A 25,610-nucleotide genomic window follows, 5' to 3' on the forward strand; every position below is an offset into this window, starting at 1 on the left:
AAAACGCTGGTTGCATTTGATCTGTATCTGCGTGATAAGTTCATCAATCGTATTGTATTCCCTTTTTTGTTTAAAAAGAAGCTTGCCAATAGTTTTAATACTTCTTTAAATAATCTTGCAACATTGCTTGCAAGCGGGAAAATTGATAGTATATAAACCTTCGGAAAGTCAGGTTTTGAACATCCGTAATCTTTCAGCCGCTTGTTTAAAACAAAAACAAAACAATCACCGCTGGAATTTAGAAGCAGCTTTAGTTGAACACTTTTATCTCAGTTCCTTCAGCATAATTTACTTACTCAGTTGCCGCCTCATTATCAAACCGTTTAAGCTCTGTTACGCTGCCATCTATAAATGTGAGCTTTACAGCAATATATTTTGTTGAAGAAGGTGCTTCAATATAAATATGCTCCTGCATTTCCGGTATGCCGCCTTTCGTCCAGGGCTGAACCGGAAATGTTTGAGATAATGATTCGTTGTTTAGAGAATAATTAATTGCTTTAATCACATCCCTGTCGCTTAACAGCGAAGTAAAATAAACAAGCAGCTTGTTGTCATACTTTTGAAAGCTTACCCAATTCATTTGTGCAAGATTTTTCTTTACACTTATCATCCTTTCTTTCTGCGTGTCAAGCATAAAACTAAATGGCCCCTGCTCCTGCCCTTTCATGTCAATATATTTTACACTTACCGGGTATTGCCCGTTTTTTAAACGGCCAACAAACATATCCGGGTCTGGGACCTCTCTTCCTGAACGCTGATAACCGGCTAAGCCCGTGGCACGATAGCCGGTGTCGTTATTAAATTTATAATAGATCTTCGTTGCCGGTTCGCCAATGTTTGTGTATAAATGCCAGCCATCATTTGCCAGCATATAGATCATTTCAACCTGGTTTTTTAATGCTGCTGTTGTATAATCTGCCTGCTTTAATCTTGTAACAGCATCTTTAGTTTGTTGTACAGCAATTGCTTTATCTATATAATACTTTTGATTATCACCCAGCGAATCCAGGTGAAGAAATTCGGTTAAGTAAGTTCGCTCCAGCGATTTTTCTGTTAAAGATCTTTCCCCCAGTTTATCCTGCGAATATTCATTGCCTAACTCGTAAAATGCCGGTGCAAAATCAGGATATTGTTTTACCAGTTGCAGCAGGTTTTTAATGGCAATCTCCCTGTCAGCCAGCAAAGCATTTGCAAACGTTGTTACAGCCGTTGCATTTGTTGAAAGCAACGCTTTATATTCCTGGCGCGCTGCATTTATACCTTCCTGTGATTTAAGCATGGACTGGTAACTTAAATGCGGATCAATATAAGGCAGGTTGAATTTAAGGTATTGCTTATACGATTTTTGTGCGTTTGCAAAGTCTCCGCTTAATTCAAACATTTTAGCGCTGCTGTAATAGTCCTTTGGTGTTGAAGGATGCGTAATATTTCCATTTGAATTTTTTTTCCAGATACCAAAAGCTATAACCGCCGACAACACCAGCAATAGCGGCAATGCCAGTTTACGGTTAAAAACAAAAAGCTTTTTACGCAGGTTGATAGATTTGATCAGCCTTTCAACATCAAACTTCCATCGCGAATCTGTAATTTCTATTGCCTGCCATTTACATAAATCTTTTATATCATCGGGCAATGCACTGGCATCAGGCATGCGTGTGCCCTCAAGCAATACAGGAATTAATTTTACTTTTCTTTTAATGGCAAGGCTTATTTCTTTGCGCACAAAATCATCAGCATTTTCTAATCGCCTGTTGCCTGCACTGTCTTTACAATTAAGCCAGGTATTACCAATCAGTATAAGCAGGTAACGAGACTGGTCTAATGCCTGTGTAATTACTTCTGTGAAATCTGAACCGGTATTAATTTTCGTTACATCAATAAATATATTATCCTCTCCAAATTCTGATGCAAGCGCATCAGCTATCCGGCCTGCGTAGCCGCTTGTATCCTCCCGCCTGTAGTTAATAAATATTTTAGAGGAGTCTTTCATACTATTTAAACGAAAGCAATTTTATACGGTTATATTTTCCATAAAGCACAACAGCAATACGTGTGAAGCATAGGTTATACTTCAAAGGTAATTACACCGTAATAAACATAACTATAAACAATTAATTGTTTTTACTGCAGCGCATAATATCTACATCTGTAAGCTGCTGATCATTTGAATTATTGGGTTTTATGTTTGTCAGCTTACAGCCCAAAATGAAACCACGATTTTAACCTGATTATACTGATTGACTGATTAAAAATTATAATCAGCGCAATCAGACAAATCCTATAAATCATGGTTCTGAATTCTTCCTGGTACGGTTAGTTTCGGCGCCGCACATCTTTACAATCTTTGGCGTGAACTTGCCCACCACATCCACCAACGCTTTCTGATGTTGCATCACCACTTCAATATCCTTGTACGCAAATGGCGCTTCATCCAAACCGCCGCCGAGCAATTTTACATTGTGCCTGGCAAGCTCTTCTTTCAATGCATTATGCGTAATGTTTGCCATGGCTTGTGTGCGGCTCATCTTTCTGCCGGCGCCATGCGATGCGGAGTTGATGCTAGCTTCTTCGCCTTTGCCTTTTACAATAAAGCCGGGCGCTGTCATGCTGCCGGGAATAATACCCAACACATTTTTACCGGCAGGCGTGGCACCTTTACGATGCACAATCACTTCTTTGTTATCATACATTTCTTTCCATGCAAAGTTGTGGTGATTCTCCACCATCTTCATGGGCTTGCGACCTAACTGCTTCGCAATTTTTGCATGTATCACATGGTGACAAGCACTTGCATAATCACCCGCAAGGTTCATGGCCAGCCAATATTCCGTGCCTTCAGCTTCATCTAATGAAAGCCATGCAAGGTTTGCAGCTTCCTGCGGCAATCTTCTTTTCTGTTTTGCAATTTTTGTATAATGCTGCGCAATGTTTGCGCCCAATGCACGTGAACCACTGTGCGTTAAGAAACCGACATACATGCCTGCAGAAACATTCAGCGTGGCATCTGTTGCAGGCACCTCAATAATACCAAACTCTGCAAAGTGGTTACCGCTTCCTGATGAACCCAATTGTTTCCATGCACGGCCATGCAAATTTTTTAGCAACGGCATTTCATAAAACAATTTATTGTCCATCACTTCATGTTCTTCTGCACGTTGAAACTGTGCACCGCTGCCAAACAAAGTAGCTTCACCGAGTTCACGTGTAAAGAATGCTTCACGTTGCGTAAGGTCTTTTACATCAATATCAAAAATGCTTAAACACATGCGGCAGCCGATGTCAACACCAACGCCATACGGTATCACCGCATTCTCTGTTGCCAGCACACCACCGATGGGCAAACCATAACCATGATGCGCATCGGGCATTAATGCACCGGCAACTGCCACCGGCAATTTTGATGCGGCATACATTTGATGCATGGCACCTTCTTCAATTTCATCTCTTCCGAAAATATTGAAGTGAATGCCTTCTTTGTTTAAAGAGACCTCACCCCCAACCCCCTCTCCAAAGGGAGAGGGGGCTTTAGGCAGCAGCTTCTCTGCAATTGGTTGCAGTGTTTCATGCGTTGCATATTCTTTCGGAGATTGTAATACCGCTTTTAAAATATCAAACGCTTCTTCTTTTGTGTGATGTTTAAAATGTTTTTCCATCACGTTCATCGCTACCGGAATTACAGGGCTTTCGGGATAACCGAGAGCACGTAATTCTTTGGCGGATATTTTTAATTTCATGTTGTTTGTTTTTGCTGCCACGAAGGCACGGAGACACGAAGTCTTTGTGATGTTTTGAGCCTTTGTGACTTTGTGGTTTGCTTTTATCTATTGTAGTGATGCATTATGATTATATCACTCGCTGTACTACAGAACTTGAGTGACAATATCCGTACTAAAGTTTATCATGTATTTTGTAAATTGCATATACTATAAAGTTTAATTATTTTTTGATTATGATAAACTCTGAAATACGCGACCAAATTCATAAACTGATTGATAAAGCCAGCGACACTCAACTTGATGCTGTACTACAGATTCTTGAATCTTCATCTATTAATAATAAATATTCAAAAGAAGACCTTGATTCGTTTTATGAGCGCATACAAATGTTTGAAGACAGCAGCAGCAATGGATATTCAGTTGAAGAATCTCATGCAATGATTCGCAACAAACACAAACATGGCGCATAAACTTATAATCACTCCATTTGCGCACAACGATGAAGACGAAGCGTACGCATGGTATGAAAAACAATGCATCGGTCTCGGTGAAGAATTATTAAAAGAACTTGAAACTGCCTATCAAAAAATCGCTAACAATCCTGAACATTACAGCTTTATTGATGAAAGAAAAGAACTCAGAGATTTTTTAATTCATCGTTTTCCTTATCTCATTGTTTATCGAATTAAAGTTGATGTTATTGAAATCATTGCTGTTCATCATGCTAAAAAACATCCGTTGAAAAAGTATGGTGGTAAATAATTTGCAAAGTTGAATATTGGCGCCATACATCAAAACAAAACCTATTCATACTTCGCAAAAAATTATTGAAGAGCGCAAAGGCGGAATTGTTTTTGCATTGATGTTATACCCAACTTTGAACTGGAACGTGAGCTGATCGGTTTTGGCGAAGGTCTAAAAATTATATCACCAAATAGTTTCATGCGCCGCATCAGGAGAAAGGTTCGCCTGATGCATGAAGCGTATTTTGGAATACTTGAAGAATAATAAACCATTCAATACACAACGTTCTTTTTCCTGCTTTTCAATTGACAGCTTTTTAATGCAGCGATATGTAATTAAGTAAAGCATAGCGTCATTAATAAAGAAATCTGCAAAATGTAACCCGGCAGGTAAAAGTTTTCGCATTTTTGAGAAAGACATAATGCTAAACCTTCTGCACAGCAGTTGTGTTTCTTTTCACACCTAACTTTGCCGCTGAATATAAAAACATTCATGGCAACAACTCCTCCGCAAAGCAGTAACATAGGCACCAAGCAAAAAGCACTCGAAATAAATCTTGACCCGAAGATATATGGCACTTTTGCCGAAATAGGCGCCGGGCAGGATGTGGCAGCCAATTTCTTTAAAGCAGCGCATCATCGGGTACCATTGCCAAAACCATGTCGGCTTACGACATGATTTTTTCAGACGAAATCTACGGCGCCGATGCAAAAAAACGTTACGTAAGCGAGAGCAGGCTTATAAAGATGCTCGACAAAGAATATGAGCTGCTGATTGAGCGTCTTGAAAAACAACGTGGCCCTTCTTCCACTTTCTTTGCTTATGCCAATACGATTGCAGCGCTTAACTATCATAAAACAAATGTGGGCCATGGATGGATGGGCGTACGTTTTCAACTGGAACCCGGCGGCGCTTATAATGATGTGGTGCTGCATGTAAAACTTTTAGATAATGATAATAACCTGCAGCAGCAGGCCGTGGGTATATTGGGCGTGAACCTTATTTATGCCTGCTTCCGGTATTATCAAAACCCAACCTTGTTTTTGCTTTCATTAAGGGATGACCTCTCGAAAGACCGTATTCAGATTGATATGATCCGTTTTGAAGGCCCCGGCTTTATAAAGGTTGATAACCGGCTGATGAGCCTTCACCTCGTTAAGCTTGAGTTTTCCGATGCGGCTGTTTTTGGTCCCGATGGCAAAAACCTGCAGCCAAGCGAAGTGCTGTATAAAAAACATATAATGGTGGTACGTGGCCGTTTCAGGCCGGTTATTAATGTGCACATCGATATGCTTAAGACCGGCATAAAACAGCTTCTTGAAGAACCGGATGTTGACTCAAACAATGTGGTGGTAGTTACAGAACTCACCTTGCAGGCTTTACAAGAACGCAATTCAAATGAACTGGATGCCGATATTGATGAAAAGGATTTTCTTGACCGCGTTGATATTTTATGTTCACTTGGCCAAACGGTAATGATTTCCAATTTTCACGAATATTATAAGCTGGTATCATATCTCTCTACCATTACCAAATTGAAGATGGGCGTAGTGCTGGGCTATCCCAACCTCGAATATATTTTTTCCGAAGAACATTACACTGCCCTGCCGGGCGGAATCCTGGAATCGTTTGCAAGGTTATTCAGCCGTAATGTAAAGCTGTTTATTTATCCCACTATGCGCAACGGTGTTATTCAAACATGCCAGCAGTTTCAGCTTCCGCCACATTTAATAGATCTTTATCATTATCTCCTTGCCAACAATAAGATCGAAGACATTCCTGACTACAACAAAGACAACCTGAATGTTCAGCCGGATAAGGTGCTTGAGCTGATAAAAGCCGGCGCTTCCGGCTGGGAAGAATTTGTACCGGATGAAGTGGCTGCAATAATAAAAAGCCGCTGCCTGTTTGGCTATCCGTGTGAAGTGAAGACAGAAGCTTAAATGTTTACAGGTGCACAAGTTCACGGGCCCACTTGTTATAAAACATTTTTGTAAGTCAAATTAACTTGTAAACATGTAAACACATAAACTCACACAAATTTGGTTTAGGTGGCTGGCGGCACCAGCCTTGCTTTAGTATTAGGCCACAGAGTTTCAATAGATCTTGATTTCTTTACAAATACAGCTTTCGATATTTCACAGGTTTTTCAGGTTATTACCAAATCATTTCCATCAGCATCATTACTGTTCGAACAAAATCAAATGATGATGTTTAGCATCAATGCGATAAAAGTTGATTTTGTTTTATATCCTTTTACCTGGCTAAAACCTTTTTCAACAGTTGAAAATATAAAATTGATAAGTATTGAGGATATTATACCCATGAAGTTACAGGCTGTACGGTTATATACAAAAAGCCTGTTGTAGCAGCTAATGTTTGCAAACGTGCAAGACATTTATTTTCTGCTAAATAATCTCAATTATTATTCTTCAATATTAAGTTTTCTCCCCAATTTATGCAATCGGTTGATTTTTTTGGGCGAATTGCCCTTTTCTATTTAAAAATTCCTTTACTTTAAAGCCTATAAATATTTACTAACTAAAGCCATACGATGAAAAAAACGATTTGCCTTGCATTGCTTGCTGCTTTCATTTCTTACACGCATGCCCAACAAATTACACCAACGCCGGAACAGGTAAAAATGCTTACTTCAAAATGGACAGGTGAACGCTTTGCAGACGGCCGCCCCAAAACATCAGACCGCCTGCTGGAACGCCTAAAAAATGTGTCGCTCGAAGAAGCCTGGGGATACCTGCGCAACAAAGGCTACCAAAACCAGTTTGAAGGCGACTGGATGGTTATTCGCCCCGACAGTGTTATGACAGGCCGTGTTGTTACAGCCCAGTACATGCCGCTTCGCCCGGATTTTGACAGTTCCGTTAAAGCAAACGGCAAAGCCGAAGGCCGTATAGGAGCGCCCAATTCATGGCCGATTGATGTATTGCAAAACGGCGATGTTTATGTGGCCGACAGCTACGGAAAAATTGTTGACGGCACCTTAATTGGCGATAACCTTGGCAATGCCATTTATGCAAAATCGCACCGCGGTGTAATATTCTACGGCTCTGTACGCGATGTGGAAGGCCTCGAAGAAATACAGGGATTTAATGGCTGGATAAAAGGCTATGACCCTTCTTACATTCAGCAGATGATGCTGGCCGGCATTAATGTGCCCATCCGCATTGGCCGCGCCACCGTAATGCCCGGCGATGTAGTGCTGGCAAAGAAAGGCGGCATTGTATTTATACCGGCACAATACCTTGCAGACCTCGTATTGAACTCCGAATTTGTAATGCTGCGGGACGATTTCGGCCATCAGCGTTTGCGTGAAGGCAAATACACGCCGGGCCAAATAGACCAGCAATGGACAGATGATATTAAAAAAGATTTCCTGCAATGGCTGGGTACACAAAAAGACCTTCCAATGACGAAGAAAGAATTGGATGATTATATGAAGGAACGGAACTGGTGAGTAAACACTTACCGCTCAATCATTCACTATTTAATGTCTTTGCTAAGAAAAATACTCAATATTTCCCGCCTGACCGAATCAATCGGGCAGGAACAAAACAATACTCAATGTTCAATTGTAAACGCCAGCAAAATGATTATTGAATATTGAGCATTGATTATTGATTATTCAAGAATTAAATCTTAAGTAACCGGCATTAATTCATCACCATTCACAACAACACTACTCACAAATATTTGCTTACCATAAAACCACAATTACCAATATGACTCCTGCACAAAAAATTTTAACGAAGCTTGGTTTAAAAGAACCTGAAAGCAATGAAGCAGCTATTCAGAAAGAACTGCAGCAACATGAAAATTCACGCCGCTCTTTTTTTAAAAAGACAGCCATGAGCGGTATTGCCCTCGGCGGCGCTTTTATGCTCTCTCCGGTAGAAGACCTGGTAGCGCAAAGCACCCAGAAAGTAAACCGGAATTCAGCGCCATCTGACCTGAAAATAACCGATATGCGTTATTGCGTTACTACGGTTTTGGGCAGAACAGCTATCATCCGCATAGATACCAACCAGGGTATTTATGGTTTAGGCGAAGTGCGCGATGGCGCCGATGAACGCTATGCCCTCATGCTCAAAAGCCGCATACTCGGCATGAACCCGTGTAATGTGGAACAGATATTCAAATTCATTAAACAATTTGGCGGACAAAGCCGGCAGGCAGGCGGCGTTTGCGCAGTTGAAATGGCATTGTGGGATATAGTTGGTAAAGCCTATAACGTGCCCGCATGGCAATTGCTGGGCGGAAGGTATCGCGATAAAATCCGTTTGTACGCCGATACGCCGGAAGCAGGCTCGCCGGAAGAACAGAAAAAATTAATTGATTACAGGCTGCATGAACAAGGCTATACCTGGCTGAAGATGGATTTAAGCATTAACGAACTGAAAGGCGTTGAAGGCGCGGTGGTAAATAATAAATTCTGGGAGAACAGCCGGGGCGATTTACAACAGTGGGGCGATATGAGCAACCCGATGTCGTATGCCAATACAGCGCATCCTTTCACGCAAATACAAATAACAGATAAAGGCCTGGATGAACTGGCCAAACTGGTTGAAAATGTTCGTGCCATGGTGGGTTATGAAATTCCGTTATCAACAGACCATTATGGGCACTTTGATGTAAACAACGGCATACGTTTAGGCAAACGCATGGAAAAATACAGGCTGGCCTGGCTGGAAGATGTGATTTCCTGGGAATATACTGATCAGTGGAAATCTTTATCCGATGCACTGGAAATACCCTGCGCAACCGGTGAAGACATTTACCTGCTGAAAAGTTTTAAACCGCTGATAGATATTCATGCAGTTGATATCGTGCATCCTGACCTCGCTTCATCAGGTGGCCTGCTGGAAACAAAACGCATTGGTGATTATGCTGAAGAACATGGCGTTGCTATGGCGATGCACCAGGCCGGAACGCCTATCTCTTTTATGGCAAATGTGCATTGCGCCGCCGCCACGCAAAACTTTTTAGCGCTTGAACATCATTCCATTGATTTGCCCTGGTGGGAAAGCCTGGTTAAAACCACCGATGGAAGGCCGCTTATTACAAAAGGCTTTGCCAACCTGCCGCTTACAGCACCGGGCCTGGGTATTGAACTGAATGAAGAAGTAGTGAAACAGCATCTGCATCCAAAGGATAAAAGTTATTTTGAACCTACTCCGCAGTGGGATGATAAACGTTCGCACGACAGGATATTCAGTTAGGTTCAAATTTCCCCGCCGTTAAGGGAAAAGTTTGGTAAGGCCCGGAATATTTAAACTATAATTTAATTACAAAGCCTTCCTGCCCCTCTCTTTTGGAGAGGGGTTGGGGGGTGAGGTCAACACATGAACAATACAATTGCGCCATCACGATGGTACCGTTTAATTCCCGTAGCATTTATTACTTATAGCTTAGCATATTTAGACAGGGCTAATTTTGGTTTTGCAGCCGCCGGCGAAATGGCTCATGACCTGGGTATTACCGCAGCCACATCTTCTTTATTAGGTTCGCTTTTCTTTCTGGGTTATTTCTTTTTTCAAATTCCCGGAGCGCATTATGCAGCCAATAAAAGTGCAAAGAAATTAATATTCTGGTCGCTGATAGCCTGGGGCGCCCTCGCTGCCGCAACAGGTTTGGTAAGTAATGTTACCGTTCTCATCGTTATAAGGTTTATGCTCGGTGTTGTAGAAAGCGCTGTAATGCCGGCCATGATAATTTTATTAAGCCGCTGGTTTACCAAACAGGAGCGATCAAGGGCCAATACATTTTTAATACTGGGCAACCCTGTTACCGTTTTATGGATGTCGATTTTATCAGGTTATTTAATTCATTCGCTGGGCTGGCGCTGGATGTTTATACTGGAAGGATTGCCTGCCATTATCTGGGCTTTCTTCTGGTGGAAGCTGGTAAATGATAAGCCGGCTAATGCAAACTGGCTTACGGATGAAGAAAAACAGGCTGTTGAATCGGCCCTGCAAAAAGAACAGCAGGCTATAAAGCCTGTAAAAAATTACGCAGCTGCATTCAAATCGAAAGCTGTAATTCTATTAAGCCTGCAATACGCATTATGGAGCATTGGTGTATATGGTTTTGTAATATGGCTGCCTTCTATCATTAAAGCAGCACCGCACATGAGCATGATAGAAACCGGCTGGTTATCTTCATTGCCTTATGCTTTTGCCGTAATAGGCATGATAACAGTTTCTTATTTTTCTGATAAAACCCTCAACCGTAAAATATTTATATGGCCTTGTTTGCTTATAGCCTCGCTGGCTTTTTATGGTTCATATTTAATCGGCACCAGCAACTTCTGGATGTCATTCACCCTGCTGGTAATTGCCGGCATGATGATGTATGCGCCTTACGGCCCTTTCTTCGCTATCATAACTGAAATATTACCGGCTAATGTCACGGCGGGCGCCATTGCCTTAATCAACAGTTTTGGCGCTTTGGGTTCTTTTGTGGGTTCCTATATTGTTGGCTATCTCAACGGTACTACGGGCGGTTTTGGCGCATCATATATTTTTATGGCTGGTTCTTTATTTATATCTGCGATTGTTACAATTATTGCAATAAAAAAGAAAGAATAATTAAAGAAGTTATAATAACTATCAACCCGGAAAAGCCGGCCTGATGCGTGCCATTTTAAATGGCATCCCTCAAACCTTACTAGACATTGAAACAACTTGATAAATTGACACATCCATTCGTATGACGCAAAATGCAGATTTAGAAATTAAGGTTATCAAAAAATTCGTCGAGAAGGCAAAACAAGATCGTTATATTCAGTTTATTTCATCAGCTAAAAACCGACACAAATTTATCAGTGACCTTTCTCACTTCAATTTTTTCAAGTGGAACTTGTTTGACACAATCAAGAAGGATGAAGAATATGCAATATTTCAAGCACTCCTTAAAAACGGAATAGCTAACAAGACTTGCTACATTATTAGTGAAAACGCTAACATTGACACCAAGACATTAGATACTAAACAAGCAATCAGTGAAACAGTTGGTTACGGTATGGGAACAATTCTTGTTTTCGGTGATGCTGACATGATTTACTTTGAAAATGAGACGATGAACACAAGGTTTATCAGCAAAAAAATAAGTTAAGTACTGTGCATCGTTGGGTTGTGAAGTACAAGCATACAACAGGCGGAAATACATCTCTATTTCTTTATTCTATGGACAGACCATTGTCGCAGGCCGCCCAGATTTAACGTTATAATCAAATGGCTGCATTAATTGATTAGTGGTAACGCATATTAAGCGGAATCAATTTTCCTTTGCTTAAAATTTACTGCTATGAAAAAGCACTTATTAACTGCATCTTTTATTATCGCTACGCTTTATAATATCAATGGCCAGGCATTGCGCTTACCAGGCAATACCAATATTATTTGCCTTACCGGCAGAAAAGTTGGTGTTACAGAAATTGAAATTCATTACAGTGCCCCGGGCGTTAAAGGCCGTGAAGGAAAGATTTATGGTACCAATGTAGTGCCTTTCGGATATGAGGTGTTAGGCTACGGTTCAAACGTGGCTTCACCGTGGCGTGCCGGTGCTGATGAATGTACAACCATGTCTTTTTCAACAGATGTAAACATTAACGGGAAAACATTGCCCGCAGGTAAGTATGCTTTTTTTATTGATGTACAGGCCGACAGCAGCGAACTCATCTTTAATAAAAACACGAAAGAATGGGGCAGTTATTTTTACCGCAAAGACTTAGATGTGTTACATGCGCCTGCCATTCAGCAAAAAAATTTACCGGATTTGCAGGAAAGGCTTGTATATGATTTCAGCAATCAAACTGACAGCTCAATTGATATTAACCTGAAATGGGAAAGATGGAGTTTTCCTATACATGTATCAATTGACCTTAAGCACACCGTACTGGAAAATATTCGTGAACAGATGAGCGGTGCTATAGGCTTCGATCCCGCAAGCCTTGAAGCAGCAGCACAATGGTGCGTAATGAATGATACCAATTATGATGAAGCGCTTAACTGGATTAATACGGCCGTTGATCCAGATATGGGTGGGCGAAGTTCGTTCAACGCACTTTCTGTAAAAGCATCGCTATTAAAAAAATTGGGTAAGGAACAGGATGCGGCAGCAATTATGAAAACGGCTGTTGCCAATGCATCAGCTTTGGAATTACATTTTTACGGAAGGCAATTAATGAATGAGAAAAAACTGAAAGAAGCATTCGATATATTCCAACAAAATTATACAAAGCAAAAAGGCGCATGGCCAACCAACACAGGCATGATGCGTATTTATTCTGCTATGGGCGATTATAAAAAAGCACTGGAGTATGCAAAGGCGGCGCTGTTACAAGCGCCGGATGATGCCTCTAAAAAGTTCCTGGAAACAGCTATTCAAACTTTGCAGCAGGGAAAGCCGATCTGATCCTTGCATCAACAAAAAATTTAATTCCTGCAGTGTATTGGCTGATATGCGGTTCATATCGGAGGCTTTGACCTGATGCTTAATGCATATACATTTGCAACGCGAAAATCTTTGATTGCACAGGGGTTTTCTTTCATTACATCAATCCAATAACAATGAAAAAGATTGGTTTATTTTTTTTTATTTGCACTGTCTGTATAAAAAGTTTTGCGCAGCAACCGTTAGATACGCTCAGTTATCTTCAAAACAATAAAAATATTTACGGGTTAATAGTAAAGCAAAACAATACCGTTTTATACGATCAATATTTTAATCATTATAATAGTGATAGTTTATTTAATGATCAGTCGCTAACCAAAAATGTAATTGCTATTTTGATAGGTATTGCTATTGATAAAGGCTTTATTCCATCGGTTGATGAAAAGATTGCTGATTATCTTCCTGAACTTAAAAACGACAGTGATGCACGCAAACAAAATGTTACCATACATGATATAATGAACCAGGCTTCGGGCTTGTATCATGAAAACCTTGAACGCCTTGACCTGTTTTTAAAACTGCCTGATCCTTCTGCCTATACATTACAACAGCCGATGACGGCAAGCCCTGGAACGGAATGGCATTACAATAATGCAGCCACACATTTACTCTCGGTAATACTTACCAAGGCAACAGGAATGAACACCTATTCTTTTGCGCAGAAAATGTTGTTTCAACCGCTTGGCATAACCCATACTGACTGGATGAAAATGGCAGACGGTTATTATGATGGCAGCGGTTTATTAAGCATGCGTTTAAATACAAAAGCGCTTATTAAAATAGGCGAACTGTTGTTAAACAAAGGTGTGTATAATGGCAAACAAATTGTTGCGGAAAGCTGGGTGCAGCAATTATTAACGCCTCACAAAACATATAGAAGTTACTGGGGTTTTCCGCAATCGGATTATGCTTTAACCTTTTATCATTTCACGTACAACAACACAAAAATAATGTATGGCATGGGCTGGGGCGGTCAGTTTATCGTTATTATACCTTCACTCAATGCGGTTATCGCCATCAATCAAAATATTGCTGATGCCAATGCAATAAACCAGTCAATCGCATTTCAGCAAAAAATATTTCCTGCAATATTCAGTATGCTGAAAAAATAATAACAGCATATTGCAAAAGCTGATGACAAGCAGGCTTCACTTTACAATTCTCTATCTTCATCCGCAAATATTTGCACCAGTATGAATTATAATTTTGATGAGATCATTCCGCGCAATAATACCAGTTCTGTAAAATGGGATTTATCAACCATTGAAAACGTATTGCCTCTATGGGTGGCCGACATGGATTTTAAAACAGCGCCACCCATTATTGAAGCATTGAACAAACGCATACAGCATGGCATATTTGGATACACCATAACACCGCCTGCGTTTTATGAAGCCATATTGCAATGGTGGCAAACAAGCCATAATTTTCAATTGCAAAAAGACTGGATAATTCCGGTGCCCGGCATTATACCTGCTTTATCAGTTATTATAAGGGCATTTGCAAAGCATGGCGATAAAATAATCGTGCAATCGCCGGTGTATAATCATTTTTTTATTTCTATAAAAAACTGCGGCTGCGAAGCGCTTTGCAATAACCTCCTTTATGAAAATGGCGGATACAAAATTGATTTTAACGACCTCGAACAAAAGACTGCCGATCCATCTGCCAAACTCATGCTGTTGTGCAATCCGCATAACCCTGTGGGAAGAGTATGGAGTAAAGATGATCTTATAAAGATTCATGCAATTTGTAAAAAACATAATGTATTGGTCATATCAGATGAAATACATTCCGACCTTGTGTATGATGGCTTCACCCACACTCCATTCGCTTCCATTAATGAAGAAGCATTAATGCATTCCATCACCTGCGCATCGCCCAGCAAAACCTTTAACCTCGCCGGCGTACAGGTGGCGTATATGATAAGTGCAAATGAAAATATCCGCAAACAACTGGAAGCTGTATTAAACGAGCAGGATACAACATTCCTGAATGTTTTTGCATCAGAAGCTTTGGTGGCTGCTTATAATTATGGTAACGATTGGCTGCTGGAATTAAAGCAATATTTATACAACAATTATAAATACCTCGCTGCATTTATAAACAAGGAATTACCGCAGTTAAAAGTGTTACCATTACAGGCCACTTATCTGGTGTGGATTGATTGCACTGCATTGCGGCAATCTTCTGAAACCATAGCTGAAACCTTACTGAACAAACACCAGCTTTGGGTTAATGCCGGCACGATGTATGGCGCCAATGGCGAAGGCTTTATCCGCCTGAATATTGCTACGCCAAAAGTCTTGCTGGAAAAGGGTTTGAATAAACTGAAAGTATTTGCGGGGAGTTTGTAAAAGAATTGTAACAACAAGCATTATCAAATAAATAAACCCTGTTCATCTTCACATTAGCCTAAACAGCATTATTGTATCCAGGCGTGCCGGGTTTGCCAAAAACTTCCCTGAACCTTGCCAGGTATTTTCCTATTACATCAAATTCAATATTCACAACCGTTCCTTTCTTAACACGCTGAATGTTTGTATGCGCATAAGTATAGGGTATTATAGCTACTTTAAAGCTGTTGAATTTTATATCGAAGGCGGTTAAGCTTATTCCATTTAAACACACCGACCCTTTCTCAATTATAAGATGGGTGAACTCAGCAGGCACCTGGAAACGGTATTCCCAACTGCCATCTTTTTGTTCAACTTCAATGCAGGAAGCCGTTGCATCCACATGCCCCTGCACCAAATGGCCATCAATCCTGCCATTCATCTGCATACATCTTTCAATATTTACCTGCGTATTTTTTTGCCAGAACAGGAGATTGGTTTTAGACAGTGTTTCTTCAATAGCGGTTACGCGGTGCCTGTTGTTCTCAACGGCTTCCACTGTAAGGCAAACGCCGTCATGGCTAACGCTTTGATCAACTTTAAGCTCGTTTGAAACCGGCGATGCAATCCAGTAACTTACATTAGTGCCATTCTTTTCAATTGCTTCAATAGTGCCGGTTGCTTCAATAATTCCTGTAAACATGTTTGCAAATTTCTTTTTCTATTTAGCCCAAAAAATGTTTGTATGCACTTTATAGAAAGCATTCTTTATTAATTCGATTCTTTTCCTGAAAGACCCAATCCTTTTTCTCAATAATCCAATCCTTTTTCTGAAAGATCCAATCCTTTTTCTGAAAGATCCAATCCTTTTTCTGAAAGATCAAATCCTTTTTCCCAATAATTCAATCCTTTTTCTGAAAGATCAAATCCTTTTTCTCAATAATTCAATCCTTTTTCTGAAAGATCAAATCCTTTTTACCGATAATCCAATCCTGGTTTACTGCGGTTTTTTGGGCATTACCGCTTTTGGCCTTGCTGTATCGGCAGGTGGTTTGCTGGCCGGGTTTTTATTTTTACCGGTTGCCGGGTTTACGTTTTCACCGGTGGGCGATTTCTCATTATCATATAAATCCTGCGTATTGCTTTCGGGCGCAATATTTTCAGGGTTGGTATTATCGTAGCCCTGCTCGTAGTCAGACGACTGGCCGGTGCCCGTATTATCGCCCTGTGCGCCTAAATCCATCTGGCTGTTATTGATGTAATCATAACTTGGTTCGTTCAGGTTCACATCAGGTTTGGCAAATCCTGCCGTATCTGAATAAGGGAGCGTTTTATCTTTTTCCACTTTATTATAAAAATAACCCCAAACAGGTAAAGCCGCAGAAGCGCCCTGGCCGTTTGTCGTGCTGCTGAAACGGATAAACCTGTCGTCGCAACCCGACCAAACACCGCAAAGTAACTGTGGCGTATAACCAATAAACCAGGCATCACTGTTATCATTAGTGGTACCGGTTTTACCGGCGATAGCGCCTTTTACGCCATAACTCCACATCCTTCGCCCCGTACCTGCTTTTACCACGTTCTCCATCATGCTGATAACGAAATAAGCGGTAACATCGCTTATAACTTCTTTACGCTGCGAAGTGCGTGTTTCCAATACATTGCCGTTTTTATCTTCAATACGGGTAATATACATTGGCTGCACGTTAAAGCCTCTCCCGGGAAACATGCTGTATGCCTGCAGCATTTCATATAAAGAAATTTCGCAGGAGCCTAATGCAATGGACGGATAGGGCTCAATTTTAGCCTTTACATTACAGTTCTTTAAAAACGATACAAAACGCTGAGCGCCCTGGTTGTCTTTATCTCCGCCCAACTGTTTCATAATGTAAGCAGTGGCGCAGTTACGGCTCCAGGTGAGGGCCGACATCATCGGCATTGTATTGCCGGTACAGGAAGCCGCCGTTGCAGGCACCATGCCATACTGGCCAAAACTTTGCTGCTGGTCAACCACCATAGTATTAGGCGTAAAGCCTGCTTCTTCAATGGCCAGGCTGTACAGTAATGGCTTTATAGTTGAACCAACCTGCCTGCGCGTGTTGATGTTTACATGGTCGAATTTAAAATTCTTGAAATCAATACCGCCCACCCAGGCTTTAATATGGCCGCTTAACGGGTCCATCGACATGAAGCCGCATTCCAGCATCTGCCTTGAATATTTAATGGAATCATAAGGCGTCATCACGGTATCTTTTTCACGGTTATTGTTCCAGGCAAATACTTTCATGCTTGTTTTTTCCTGGAATGATTTGCGGATATCTGCTTCAGAAAGGCCGGCTTCCTTTGAATTTCTCCAGCGGTCGCTGGCTTTCATGGCTGCTTCCAGCACATTTTCATGCCCTTTCCACACCGATCCTGTTTTTATATCCCTCTGTGAATTGAGGATTTTCTGCATATACGCCATGTGCTTAGCCACGGCTTCCTCAGCATAGATTTGCATTTTGGGATTGATGGTTGTATATATTTTCAAACCATCGAGGTACAGGTTATAATTCTCGCCGTTAGGTTTTGTATGCGTTTTGCACCATCTCTTCATTTCCTCGCCCAGAATCATCCTGAAATAAGGCGCCAGGCCTGTATTTTCATTCAGCTTCCTATAATTAAGTACGATAGGTTTTGCCGTTAATGCATTGGCCTGCGTTTGTGTAATAAAATTACTGTTCACCATTTTATTAATGATGAAATCCCTTCTTTCTTTTGCCCTTGCCGGGTATAAACGCGGATTATAAGCAGTGGGTGCATTTACCATTCCTATTAAAGTGGCTGCTTCTTCAATGGTGAGCCTGTCGGGTTCTTTTTGAAAGAATGTTTTGGCCGCATTGCGGATACCATAAATATTATCGCTGAACGGAACGGTGTTGAGATATAAAGTAATAATTTCTTCTTTGGTGAAATTGCGCTCAAGCTTTATGGCAATAATACCTTCCTTTATTTTTTGCGGGATCCTGGTGAATATATTGCTGTTTTGCCAGTTACTGGTAAAAAGGTTTTTTGCGGTTTGCATGGTAATGGTGCTGCCGCCGCCCTGGCTGCCTAATAAAAAAACAGCACGCGCCACAGATTTGGGGTCAATGCCACTGTGCTCATAAAAACGTTCGTCTTCTGTTGCCACCAAGGCTTCTACCGCATATTTACTGATGTCGGCATATTTTACATTTATCCTGTCCTGTATTAAATATTTGCCCATCAGGGTACCATCATCTGCAAACACCTGGCTGGCAAGTGATGCCGAAGGGTTTTGCAATTCTTCAATTGATGGCATTTTGCCCAGCAGGCCAAAATCTGCCGCTACAATCAATAGCACACCTAATACGATGCCTATAAAAAATACCCTCCATAAAACTTTTACAGATGTTTTTATCCCTGATGTTTTCTTTTTTGCATTCCTGCCCATAACTGAAATTAAAATTTGCCCGGTAAAACTTTCTCCAGCATTTCCCTGTAACCGGTTAAATCTTTAGTGTCGTTTAAAATATCAAGATTAGACTGACTTATAATTGTAAAGCTATACTTTTCGGGTTTTAACCAGGGAATAATTGAAGCCGGCGCTTTAGGTTTAACTTTTTCTGAATAAATAAGCGCTTCTGCCGCATCACTGAAAGGCCCTAAAAGCACAATACTCAACGAATCACTGATTTTTGAAGAACTGATATTTATTTTCTGATTATAGAAATTTATCTGGTTATAACGGTTAAATGCATTGCGGGTTTCATTGGCATAAACCGGGTCAACCTTATTTAAAATAATACCTACAAACTGCTGATCTGAAGCGTTGAAAACATAAGAATTCACCGCAGCTTTCATTTCCTTTGCAGAGTCAACAATTGTTTTTGCAACCTGTCCTTGTTTTTCAATTACAGAATCTGCTTTCAGTTCCTTCTTCTCCTCCACCCTGTCCACTTTGTTTAAAGTTACAACACGGGATGGCTCATCTTCCGGTAAGCGGGTTACCTGCAGGTTAGTAAGATAATTCTCAATTTCCGGGCGCCTGCGCAAAACATCAATCATCGTTTCAGCCTTCTTTGCCAGTGGCGTGCTGCCAAACTGGGTAGTTAATGAAGTGAGCGTTTCAATGGCCGTGCTGTCTTCCCTTTTCGATATATAATAAATTGACTCTATAAAGAGCAGTTGGGGCGTCCAGTGGGAGTTGCCATACGAACTATCAGCAACGGCTTTTGCCGCTTTGGCTTCATCAAATTTGCCCTCTATAAAAAGATTATAAATCCGCTCATATTCTTCTGTGGCCGGGTCTTTTTCCGTTGCCCTTTTAGATTTTTTCAGGCTATTAAGAATAGCGGTAAACTTCCCGTCTTTATACTTTGTGCGCAGAACGGAGGCCACCGAATCAGCAGAGGCTTTCCTGCCCAGTTTATTGTAGCAATAATGCAGGTTAAGCAATGCTTCTTCAGTATGTGCATCGTCAGGGAAACGCGTAAGGAGGCTGTCGTAAGCATTAATAGCTGCATTATAATCTTCCAGGTCGTCCTGGAATTTTTTACCATTGTTGAAAAAGCCTTCCGCAATTTTGTTGTTTGATTCTTTCAGCTTTTCTTCTGTCAAAGGCAGGTAGGACATTAAAACATCATACGAAATCTGCCCGTTCATAATATTATCCTTAATAGATATTCCGGCATTAAGCATTGGATCGCCTAACGGTGAATCAACCATATCTGTATCATTGCCATCGGGATTGCCCTGGGAGGCAGCGGCAATTTGTTTTGATACGGCATCAATCCTTCTCCAGTTATCAACATCGGGCCGGTTGCCCCAGGCAGAACGGAAACCCGCATAGCCGCTGCTTTTTAAAGTATTATTATTAAAATACCAGTCGCCTTTGGCCGACGCCTGCGCCGCAAACAAATCATTTGCCGCTGTATTATTATTGTTGCCAGTGAGCTGAACCGCAGGGTTTATAAATACAGAACTATCTTCATCTTTCAATCCCTGCGCCCTTCTTAGCTGACGAACTGTTTTTTTAATTAAAGCAGCCCTTGCTGCTTCAGGCATACGCGCAACCGCCTGTAAGCTGTCCTCGGTATTAATAATCGTTACATTGGCGGCTATTACCTGCAAAGCAGCAAGCCTTGCGGTTAATCTTGCCTCGTCTTCGGCATTAGCAAGATTGCCTGCATCTACGCTGTCGTAAGCTGCTTTGGCAAGAAGGTAATCGGGACGTGCATATTCGAGATCGCCCAGCAACATAAAGCTGCGGCTGTGCTGCGTGGGATTATTTACATTGTATTTGATGCTTTTTTTGGCAAACTGGTATGCCTGCTCATAATTATTGTTTTGCATTAACACCTGCGCCGCAGTATAATAGATCAAGTCGCGGTAAGCCACATACCTGTCTTTTTTGGCAAGTTTCAGCAAACTTGTAATTTTTTTATCTGCTGCATCAGATGAATCTCCGGCGGCATTTATGGCATTCAGGCTTGCATAAACAGCCATGTAAGGATCAACGGTATGATCTGCGCTCCTGGTAAAATAATCTTCCGCTTCTTTCTTTAATCCTGCTGCCATGAATAATTGCGCTGTTAAATATTCACGCCTGGCTTTATCCGGCTTGCCATCGTCCATACTGGTTGCTTCGCTTAAGTGGTAGGCAGCGCTGTCATAAGCACCGGATTTATAAAAAAGATAACCGATTGTTTCATGCAGTAATGGCCGCAGGCGTTCGGGAAAATGCGGATCATACCGCAGCATTTCGAGGATGGCAGATGCCTCGTGCGGCTTGTCTTCTTCAATATAATTTTTCGCTATCCAAACAATATCTTCATTCCTTTTTGGCTGCGGGCTCAGCAGCTTTTTCTTTTCTTTTGTGGCGATAGAAAATTCAGTTCCTGTTTCGTTGCTTCCAACCGGGATGTCATAGCCTTCATCTTTTGGTGCAAAAGCATAGTTCAAATATGCAAAAACCCGTTCTGCCGAATCAAAATTTTTGCGTAGGTAATAAGCCCTGCCCATTAAAAGATAGAGGTCATCCACCCAATCATTCCGCAGGTCGTGCAGTAAAATACCGGCATTGCATTTATAAATTATTGTATCTATATCATTATCGGCAGCCGTTGCATCAAGAGAATAATTGTAATAAGGAAGAAGCTTTGTATAATCGTCTTTAAAACCCTGTTTTGCCCTTTCAACAATTTCATTTAAGCGCTCGTTGGCATTAAAAACATAGTTATAATGTGTAATGGTATTCTGGTAGAATTTTTTTACAGCGCCTATTTTACCATCCGTTGTTTTTTCAGAACCCAGCGTACGGCTTGCATACTTCTCAGGTTTCTTTAAATCCACAGTGGTGCCCGGTTGCGCATTTGCACTAAAATGCACATGCATTATCAAAACATATAATAATAAACAACGGGCAAATTGCATGCGGCAAATATTCTAATTATTAACTGAATAAAGGCTGAAATTATTTTAAAATTTACAGTATTCTTAGTAAACGTTTTGCAGCCGGGAAGATTGCTTTTGCTGCAATAACAATATCATTAAACAGGCACTACCATTACTTTCCTGTTCTTTTTTAATTTGTCGGGCACAGCCAGTAAAATTTCTTTTTTTAACTCATCAATGAGACGGCGTTTTGAATAGTCGCGGTGCGTGACAATACTTACTTCCCTCACCGGCACAGGCGCTTTAAAATAACGCAGGTGGTTTTTTTGGGCAGCCGTCATATCAAGTGTGGCCAGTTCAGGTAAAATAGTGATGCCGTCGTTCAGTTCAACCATGCGGCGCAGGGTTTCAAAACTGCCGGCTTCATATTCAAAATGCGAATGTGTTTTTGATTTTTGCAGTTCGCACAACTGCACCATCTGCGAACGAAAACAATGTCCTTCCTGCAACAATAATAATTTGTCGGGATCAATATCTTTCGGCAACAGATATGTCTTTTTATAAACAGCATTATTCTTTGAAACATAAGCCAGCATTTCTTCATAAAACAACACGTCTTCCTTAATGCCGGTTTCGTTTAAAGGCGTAACAAGAATGCCTGCATCAATTTTACCCTGGCGAAGGCTGGCGATGATATTGTTTGTTGTTAATTCATTTACCACCAGTTTTATCTGCTCATGTTTTTTGGTGAAGGATGGAATGAATAAAGGCAGCAGGTAAGGTGCCAGTGTTGGAATAATGCCCAGCTTTAATTCTCCTTTTACAAGATCTTTTTTAGCATTGATCATTTCATTCAATGCATCTCTTTCGGCTAAAATCTTTTTTGCGTGTTCAATTATTTCAACGCCCGGATCTGTAGGCAAAACCGGCTGTTTGCTGCGGTCGAAAATTTTCACGCCTAATTCTTCTTCCAGTTTCTGCACCTGCATGCTAAGTGTTGGCTGCGTGATAAAGCATTGTGCAGCAGCATCGGCAAAATGACGATGCGTATCTAAAGCAACTATATATTCAAGTTGGGTAAATGTCATTATAGTGAGTTGTGAGCAGTGAATAGTGAGTGAGCCAAAAGGTGTATAGCTGTTACTCTTAGCCGGCTGTCACAATTCACTGTTTAGTGCGACAGATTATAGATTCTGTCTATCAAAATGCAAAATTAATCAATTTATACAGGGCTGAATTGATTTGCAACAGATACACAGATATTAGTAACTAAATAATTTATACCACGCCGCCCATTAAAGGGTCGGTAATGCTGGCTTTGCCTGTTTCCACGTGGCCGGCATATCTTCTTTCAAAAATTTTATTGTCTTTTATTTTTATACTCACATCGTACCAATTGCTGCTTTTATTAAGATTGACAGGGATAGCTAAAATTGCATTTGGCGCAAGTGTTTGCGTAATAGCTGCTGCTTTATAAGCGTTATCAATAATTTCAATGACCTGTTTTTGTGCAGACATATTTTTTATGCCCAGTTCAATATTGCCGGTTAAACCACTTGCGTTTTTTTGATAACTGCACACCACTTCAATTAAAGTATTTGCCTTATCGCCAATAAATTCCCTGTAAAAACCATTAGGCCCGTTTACACGCAAATGATAATCGCCATCAGCATTTATATTCCATTCATCGGTGATTGTATCTCCCGGCAGCACAACATAATTACGTGGTGGCAGATCATTTAAAAGATTATACACAATAAAAGGTGCGCCGGTTGTTTTATCGCCAAACAAATCTTTTTTATTATCAAACTGAATATTGAACACAGTGTTGTTGAGTTTGCCTTCTGCATATAACTGGTATGGAATAGCGCAGGCAGGGCGTGTGCCCTTTTCCTGTTTTGGAATGAAGGGTGAAGCAACCGCATTTGCATTTAAGGTATCTATATCAGCACGCGACAATTTTTTATAGCCCGACGGCATTGCTTTAAACTGCGCTTTATGAATACCTTCCAGGAATGGAATCCTGTCAACAGGCGTTGGCAACGTAATGTTTTCGCCATTATATGGCCTGAAAACAGAAGTAAGATTGCCGCAAACAGCCCTTCTGAAACTATTTACTTCATTCGAATAAATTTTCCTGCCTGTTTTATGCGAAAGAAAATGTTCCATGAATTGAATAGGTGAAGTAAGGTCGAATACTTCTGAATTAACCCAGCCGCCTCGGCTCCAGGGCGATGCTATTACAAGCGGCACCCTGAAACCCAGCCCTACCGGGCCTTCCGCCTGTTCTTTCATGCGTTTTGCATCTTCTTTCATCCAGCTTTGCTGCTTGCTTACATATTCTTCTTTTGTATTAACGGAAGCAGAAGCTTTACCGCTATTTTCTTTATATGGATTGGGCGGAACAAACGGCGGCACATGATCGAAGTAGCCATCATTCTCATCATAGTTTAAAATGAAAATAGTCTTCTTCCACACTTCGGGGTTTTGTGTGAGTATATCAAACACTTCACTTAAATACCATGCACCATACCAGGGCGAACCGGGATGATCGGAGAAATTGGAAGGCGCCACAATCCATGATACAGTTGGCAACTGGCCATTCTTTACATCTTCTCTTAACTGGTACAACACATCGCCTTTTGGTATCTGCATGGTTCTTGTTGTGCCATTATCATCGTAAGTAATGGTTTCAAGGCTGCGGTAATCTGCATCGTTGCTGTTGTTGCAAAACGCTTTTTCATGCAGGTTTTTTTGCAGCGGAGAAAGCTTATCAAAGCTTTCAGCCGTGTATTTATTTATTGCATCTTTTACATAATTGTATTTGTGCTGCAGGTTTTCAAGTTTCTTCTTTAAATCAGCAAGAGATGCATCATCGGCAGGTAATTTGTTTATTGTATTCTGTAATGTTTTTATGTTTTCCGGAAGTGTATAAATGGCTTTTTGTAAATAGGCAATATGGCCTTTTGCAAAACGAATATTGAACTGTTTAAACCATTCAATAGGATTATCGGTAAAATTTGCCAGCCAGTCTTCTTCCTCACCTTCAAAACCCGTGTCTATGCTTACTTCGTTCTGGTATATTTTCCATGAAATATTGTTCTCTTCAAGATATTCGGGAAACGTTTTCCAGCCGGCCTCTTTGCCATAATCAACATCAGAATTATATACATTGGCAATTGCATTTTCATCGTGCTTTTCGCGAATGGTGCCTGTCCAGAAATGCAGGCGGTTGGGCGTGGTGCCGGTGAGCGATCCGCAGAAATGCTGATCGCATATAGTAAAAGCATCTGCCAGCGCATAATAAAAAGGAATGTCATCTCTTGTAAAATGCCCCATTGTTAAAGGCATGTTTTTACATTCCTTCCGCCCCGATCTTTTTGCATCAAGCCATTTATTATGATGCCCTTCATTTCTTGCCATCGCCATATCGTCCCAGCTATGCGGCAAAGAACCCAGCCAGGTTATTTTGCTGTCATTTATATCAAGGCGAAAAGGCGTATAGGTTTCACCTTCAGCATTGGTTTGCGCCCATACTTTATTTTTATCGGGGAGTGAAATGGCCCGCGGATCGTTGAAACCACGAACGCCTTGTAATGTGCCATAACAATGATCGAAAGAACGGTTTTCCTGCATGAGGAAAACGATATGTTCTGCATCAAGATAAGTGGAACCTGCATTTGGATTGATGGCAAATGCCCGCTGGATTGATGCCGGCAATTTGCCCGTTAAACTTATGCCGCCTGATAGCAGTGCAGCTTTTTTAAGAAACGCCCTTCTGTCTGTCATAGTTATAAATAATGGCAGTGTTTGTAACAAGCCAAACGTAAAAAATAAATGACAAAAACAAGATATACTTAATAATTAAATAACAAAAAGCCCTTATTGTGATTTAGCGAAATAGTTTTCTAAAATTATATTTTGTTCATCATCTTCGGGTTAGCTT

General features: G+C 40.9%; 19 protein-coding genes. 12 read left to right on the forward strand and 7 right to left on the reverse strand.

The window, feature by feature from the left end; genetic code table 11:
• Positions 1–292: 292 nt before the first annotated feature.
• Positions 293–1,990 (reverse strand): toll/interleukin-1 receptor domain-containing protein, encoded by a 1,698-nt coding sequence (locus BM015_RS09255; RefSeq protein ID WP_090657580.1) that lies wholly within the window; start codon positions 1,988–1,990, stop codon positions 293–295.
• A gap of 295 nt (positions 1,991–2,285) precedes the next feature.
• Positions 2,286–3,734: an RtcB family protein gene (locus BM015_RS09260; protein ID WP_090657686.1), complete on the reverse strand. Its 1,449-nt coding sequence runs from the start codon at positions 3,732–3,734 to the stop codon at positions 2,286–2,288.
• Positions 3,735–3,949: 215 nt separating this feature from the next.
• Here BM015_RS09260 and BM015_RS09265 point away from each other — a divergent pair, with 215 nt between their 5' ends.
• The 12 genes from BM015_RS09265 to BM015_RS09320 all read left to right on the forward strand — a co-directional run bounded on the left by BM015_RS09265 (position 3,950) and on the right by BM015_RS09320 (position 15,289).
• Positions 3,950–4,186, forward strand: coding sequence for a hypothetical protein (locus BM015_RS09265; protein WP_090657582.1), 237 nt, complete (start codon positions 3,950–3,952; stop codon positions 4,184–4,186).
• Positions 4,176–4,478 (forward strand): type II toxin-antitoxin system RelE/ParE family toxin, encoded by a 303-nt coding sequence (locus BM015_RS09270; RefSeq protein ID WP_090657584.1) that lies wholly within the window; start codon positions 4,176–4,178, stop codon positions 4,476–4,478. Before BM015_RS09265 ends, BM015_RS09270 begins: the two co-directional genes overlap by 11 nt.
• A gap of 474 nt (positions 4,479–4,952) precedes the next feature.
• Positions 4,953–5,138, forward strand: a complete 186-nt coding sequence (locus BM015_RS21710) for a hypothetical protein (RefSeq protein WP_218148464.1) — start codon at positions 4,953–4,955, stop codon at positions 5,136–5,138.
• Positions 5,135–6,403, forward strand: coding sequence for a hypothetical protein (locus BM015_RS09280; RefSeq protein WP_218148465.1), 1,269 nt, complete (start codon positions 5,135–5,137; stop codon positions 6,401–6,403). The genes BM015_RS21710 and BM015_RS09280 overlap by 4 nt, the downstream gene beginning before the upstream one ends.
• A 108-nt stretch (positions 6,404–6,511) precedes the next feature.
• Positions 6,512–6,829, forward strand: coding sequence for a nucleotidyl transferase AbiEii/AbiGii toxin family protein (locus tag BM015_RS09285; protein ID WP_090657589.1), 318 nt, complete (start codon positions 6,512–6,514; stop codon positions 6,827–6,829).
• A 185-nt stretch (positions 6,830–7,014) separates the two neighbouring features.
• A complete protein-coding gene (locus tag BM015_RS09290; RefSeq protein WP_090657591.1) occupies positions 7,015–7,935 on the forward strand; it encodes an RraA family protein in 921 nt (306 codons plus the stop codon).
• Positions 7,936–8,200: 265 nt separating this feature from the next.
• A complete protein-coding gene (locus BM015_RS09295; protein WP_090657593.1) occupies positions 8,201–9,697 on the forward strand; it encodes a mandelate racemase/muconate lactonizing enzyme family protein in 1,497 nt (498 codons plus the stop codon).
• A 123-nt stretch (positions 9,698–9,820) separates the two neighbouring features.
• Positions 9,821–11,065 (forward strand): MFS transporter, encoded by a 1,245-nt coding sequence (locus BM015_RS09300; RefSeq protein WP_090657595.1) that lies wholly within the window; start codon positions 9,821–9,823, stop codon positions 11,063–11,065.
• Positions 11,066–11,186: 121 nt separating this feature from the next.
• Positions 11,187–11,591, forward strand: coding sequence for a hypothetical protein (locus BM015_RS09305; protein WP_090657597.1), 405 nt, complete (start codon positions 11,187–11,189; stop codon positions 11,589–11,591).
• Between the two features lie 192 nt (positions 11,592–11,783).
• On the forward strand, positions 11,784–12,893 hold the full coding sequence (locus tag BM015_RS09310) for a DUF2911 domain-containing protein (RefSeq protein ID WP_090657599.1): 1,110 nt from the start codon (positions 11,784–11,786) through the stop codon (positions 12,891–12,893).
• 155 nt (positions 12,894–13,048) lie between these two features.
• Entirely contained in the window at positions 13,049–14,044 is a 996-nt protein-coding gene (locus BM015_RS09315; protein WP_090657601.1) for a serine hydrolase domain-containing protein, read from the forward strand.
• Positions 14,045–14,125: 81 nt separating this feature from the next.
• Positions 14,126–15,289, forward strand: a complete 1,164-nt coding sequence (locus tag BM015_RS09320; RefSeq protein ID WP_090657603.1) for a MalY/PatB family protein — start codon at positions 14,126–14,128, stop codon at positions 15,287–15,289.
• Positions 15,290–15,347: 58 nt separating this feature from the next.
• Here the strand turns inward: BM015_RS09320 and BM015_RS09325 are convergent, their stop codons facing one another.
• From BM015_RS09325 to BM015_RS09345, 5 genes are all read right to left on the reverse strand, one after another.
• Entirely contained in the window at positions 15,348–15,971 is a 624-nt protein-coding gene (locus BM015_RS09325) for a riboflavin synthase (RefSeq protein ID WP_090657605.1), read from the reverse strand.
• Positions 15,972–16,265: 294 nt separating this feature from the next.
• A complete protein-coding gene (locus BM015_RS09330; RefSeq protein WP_245751334.1) occupies positions 16,266–18,722 on the reverse strand; it encodes a penicillin-binding protein 1A in 2,457 nt (818 codons plus the stop codon).
• Between the two features lie 8 nt (positions 18,723–18,730).
• Positions 18,731–21,703, reverse strand: a complete 2,973-nt coding sequence (gene porW, locus BM015_RS09335; protein ID WP_090657607.1) for a type IX secretion system periplasmic lipoprotein PorW/SprE — start codon at positions 21,701–21,703, stop codon at positions 18,731–18,733.
• Positions 21,704–21,819: 116 nt separating this feature from the next.
• Positions 21,820–22,752: a hydrogen peroxide-inducible genes activator gene (locus BM015_RS09340; RefSeq protein ID WP_090657609.1), complete on the reverse strand. Its 933-nt coding sequence runs from the start codon at positions 22,750–22,752 to the stop codon at positions 21,820–21,822.
• Positions 22,753–22,942: 190 nt separating this feature from the next.
• On the reverse strand, positions 22,943–25,453 hold the full coding sequence (locus BM015_RS09345; RefSeq protein WP_090657611.1) for a phosphocholine-specific phospholipase C: 2,511 nt from the start codon (positions 25,451–25,453) through the stop codon (positions 22,943–22,945).
• Positions 25,454–25,610: the final 157 nt, after the last annotated feature.

The organism is Parafilimonas terrae, assembly GCF_900115755.1.
Taxonomy (GTDB): domain Bacteria; phylum Bacteroidota; class Bacteroidia; order Chitinophagales; family Chitinophagaceae; genus Parafilimonas; species Parafilimonas terrae.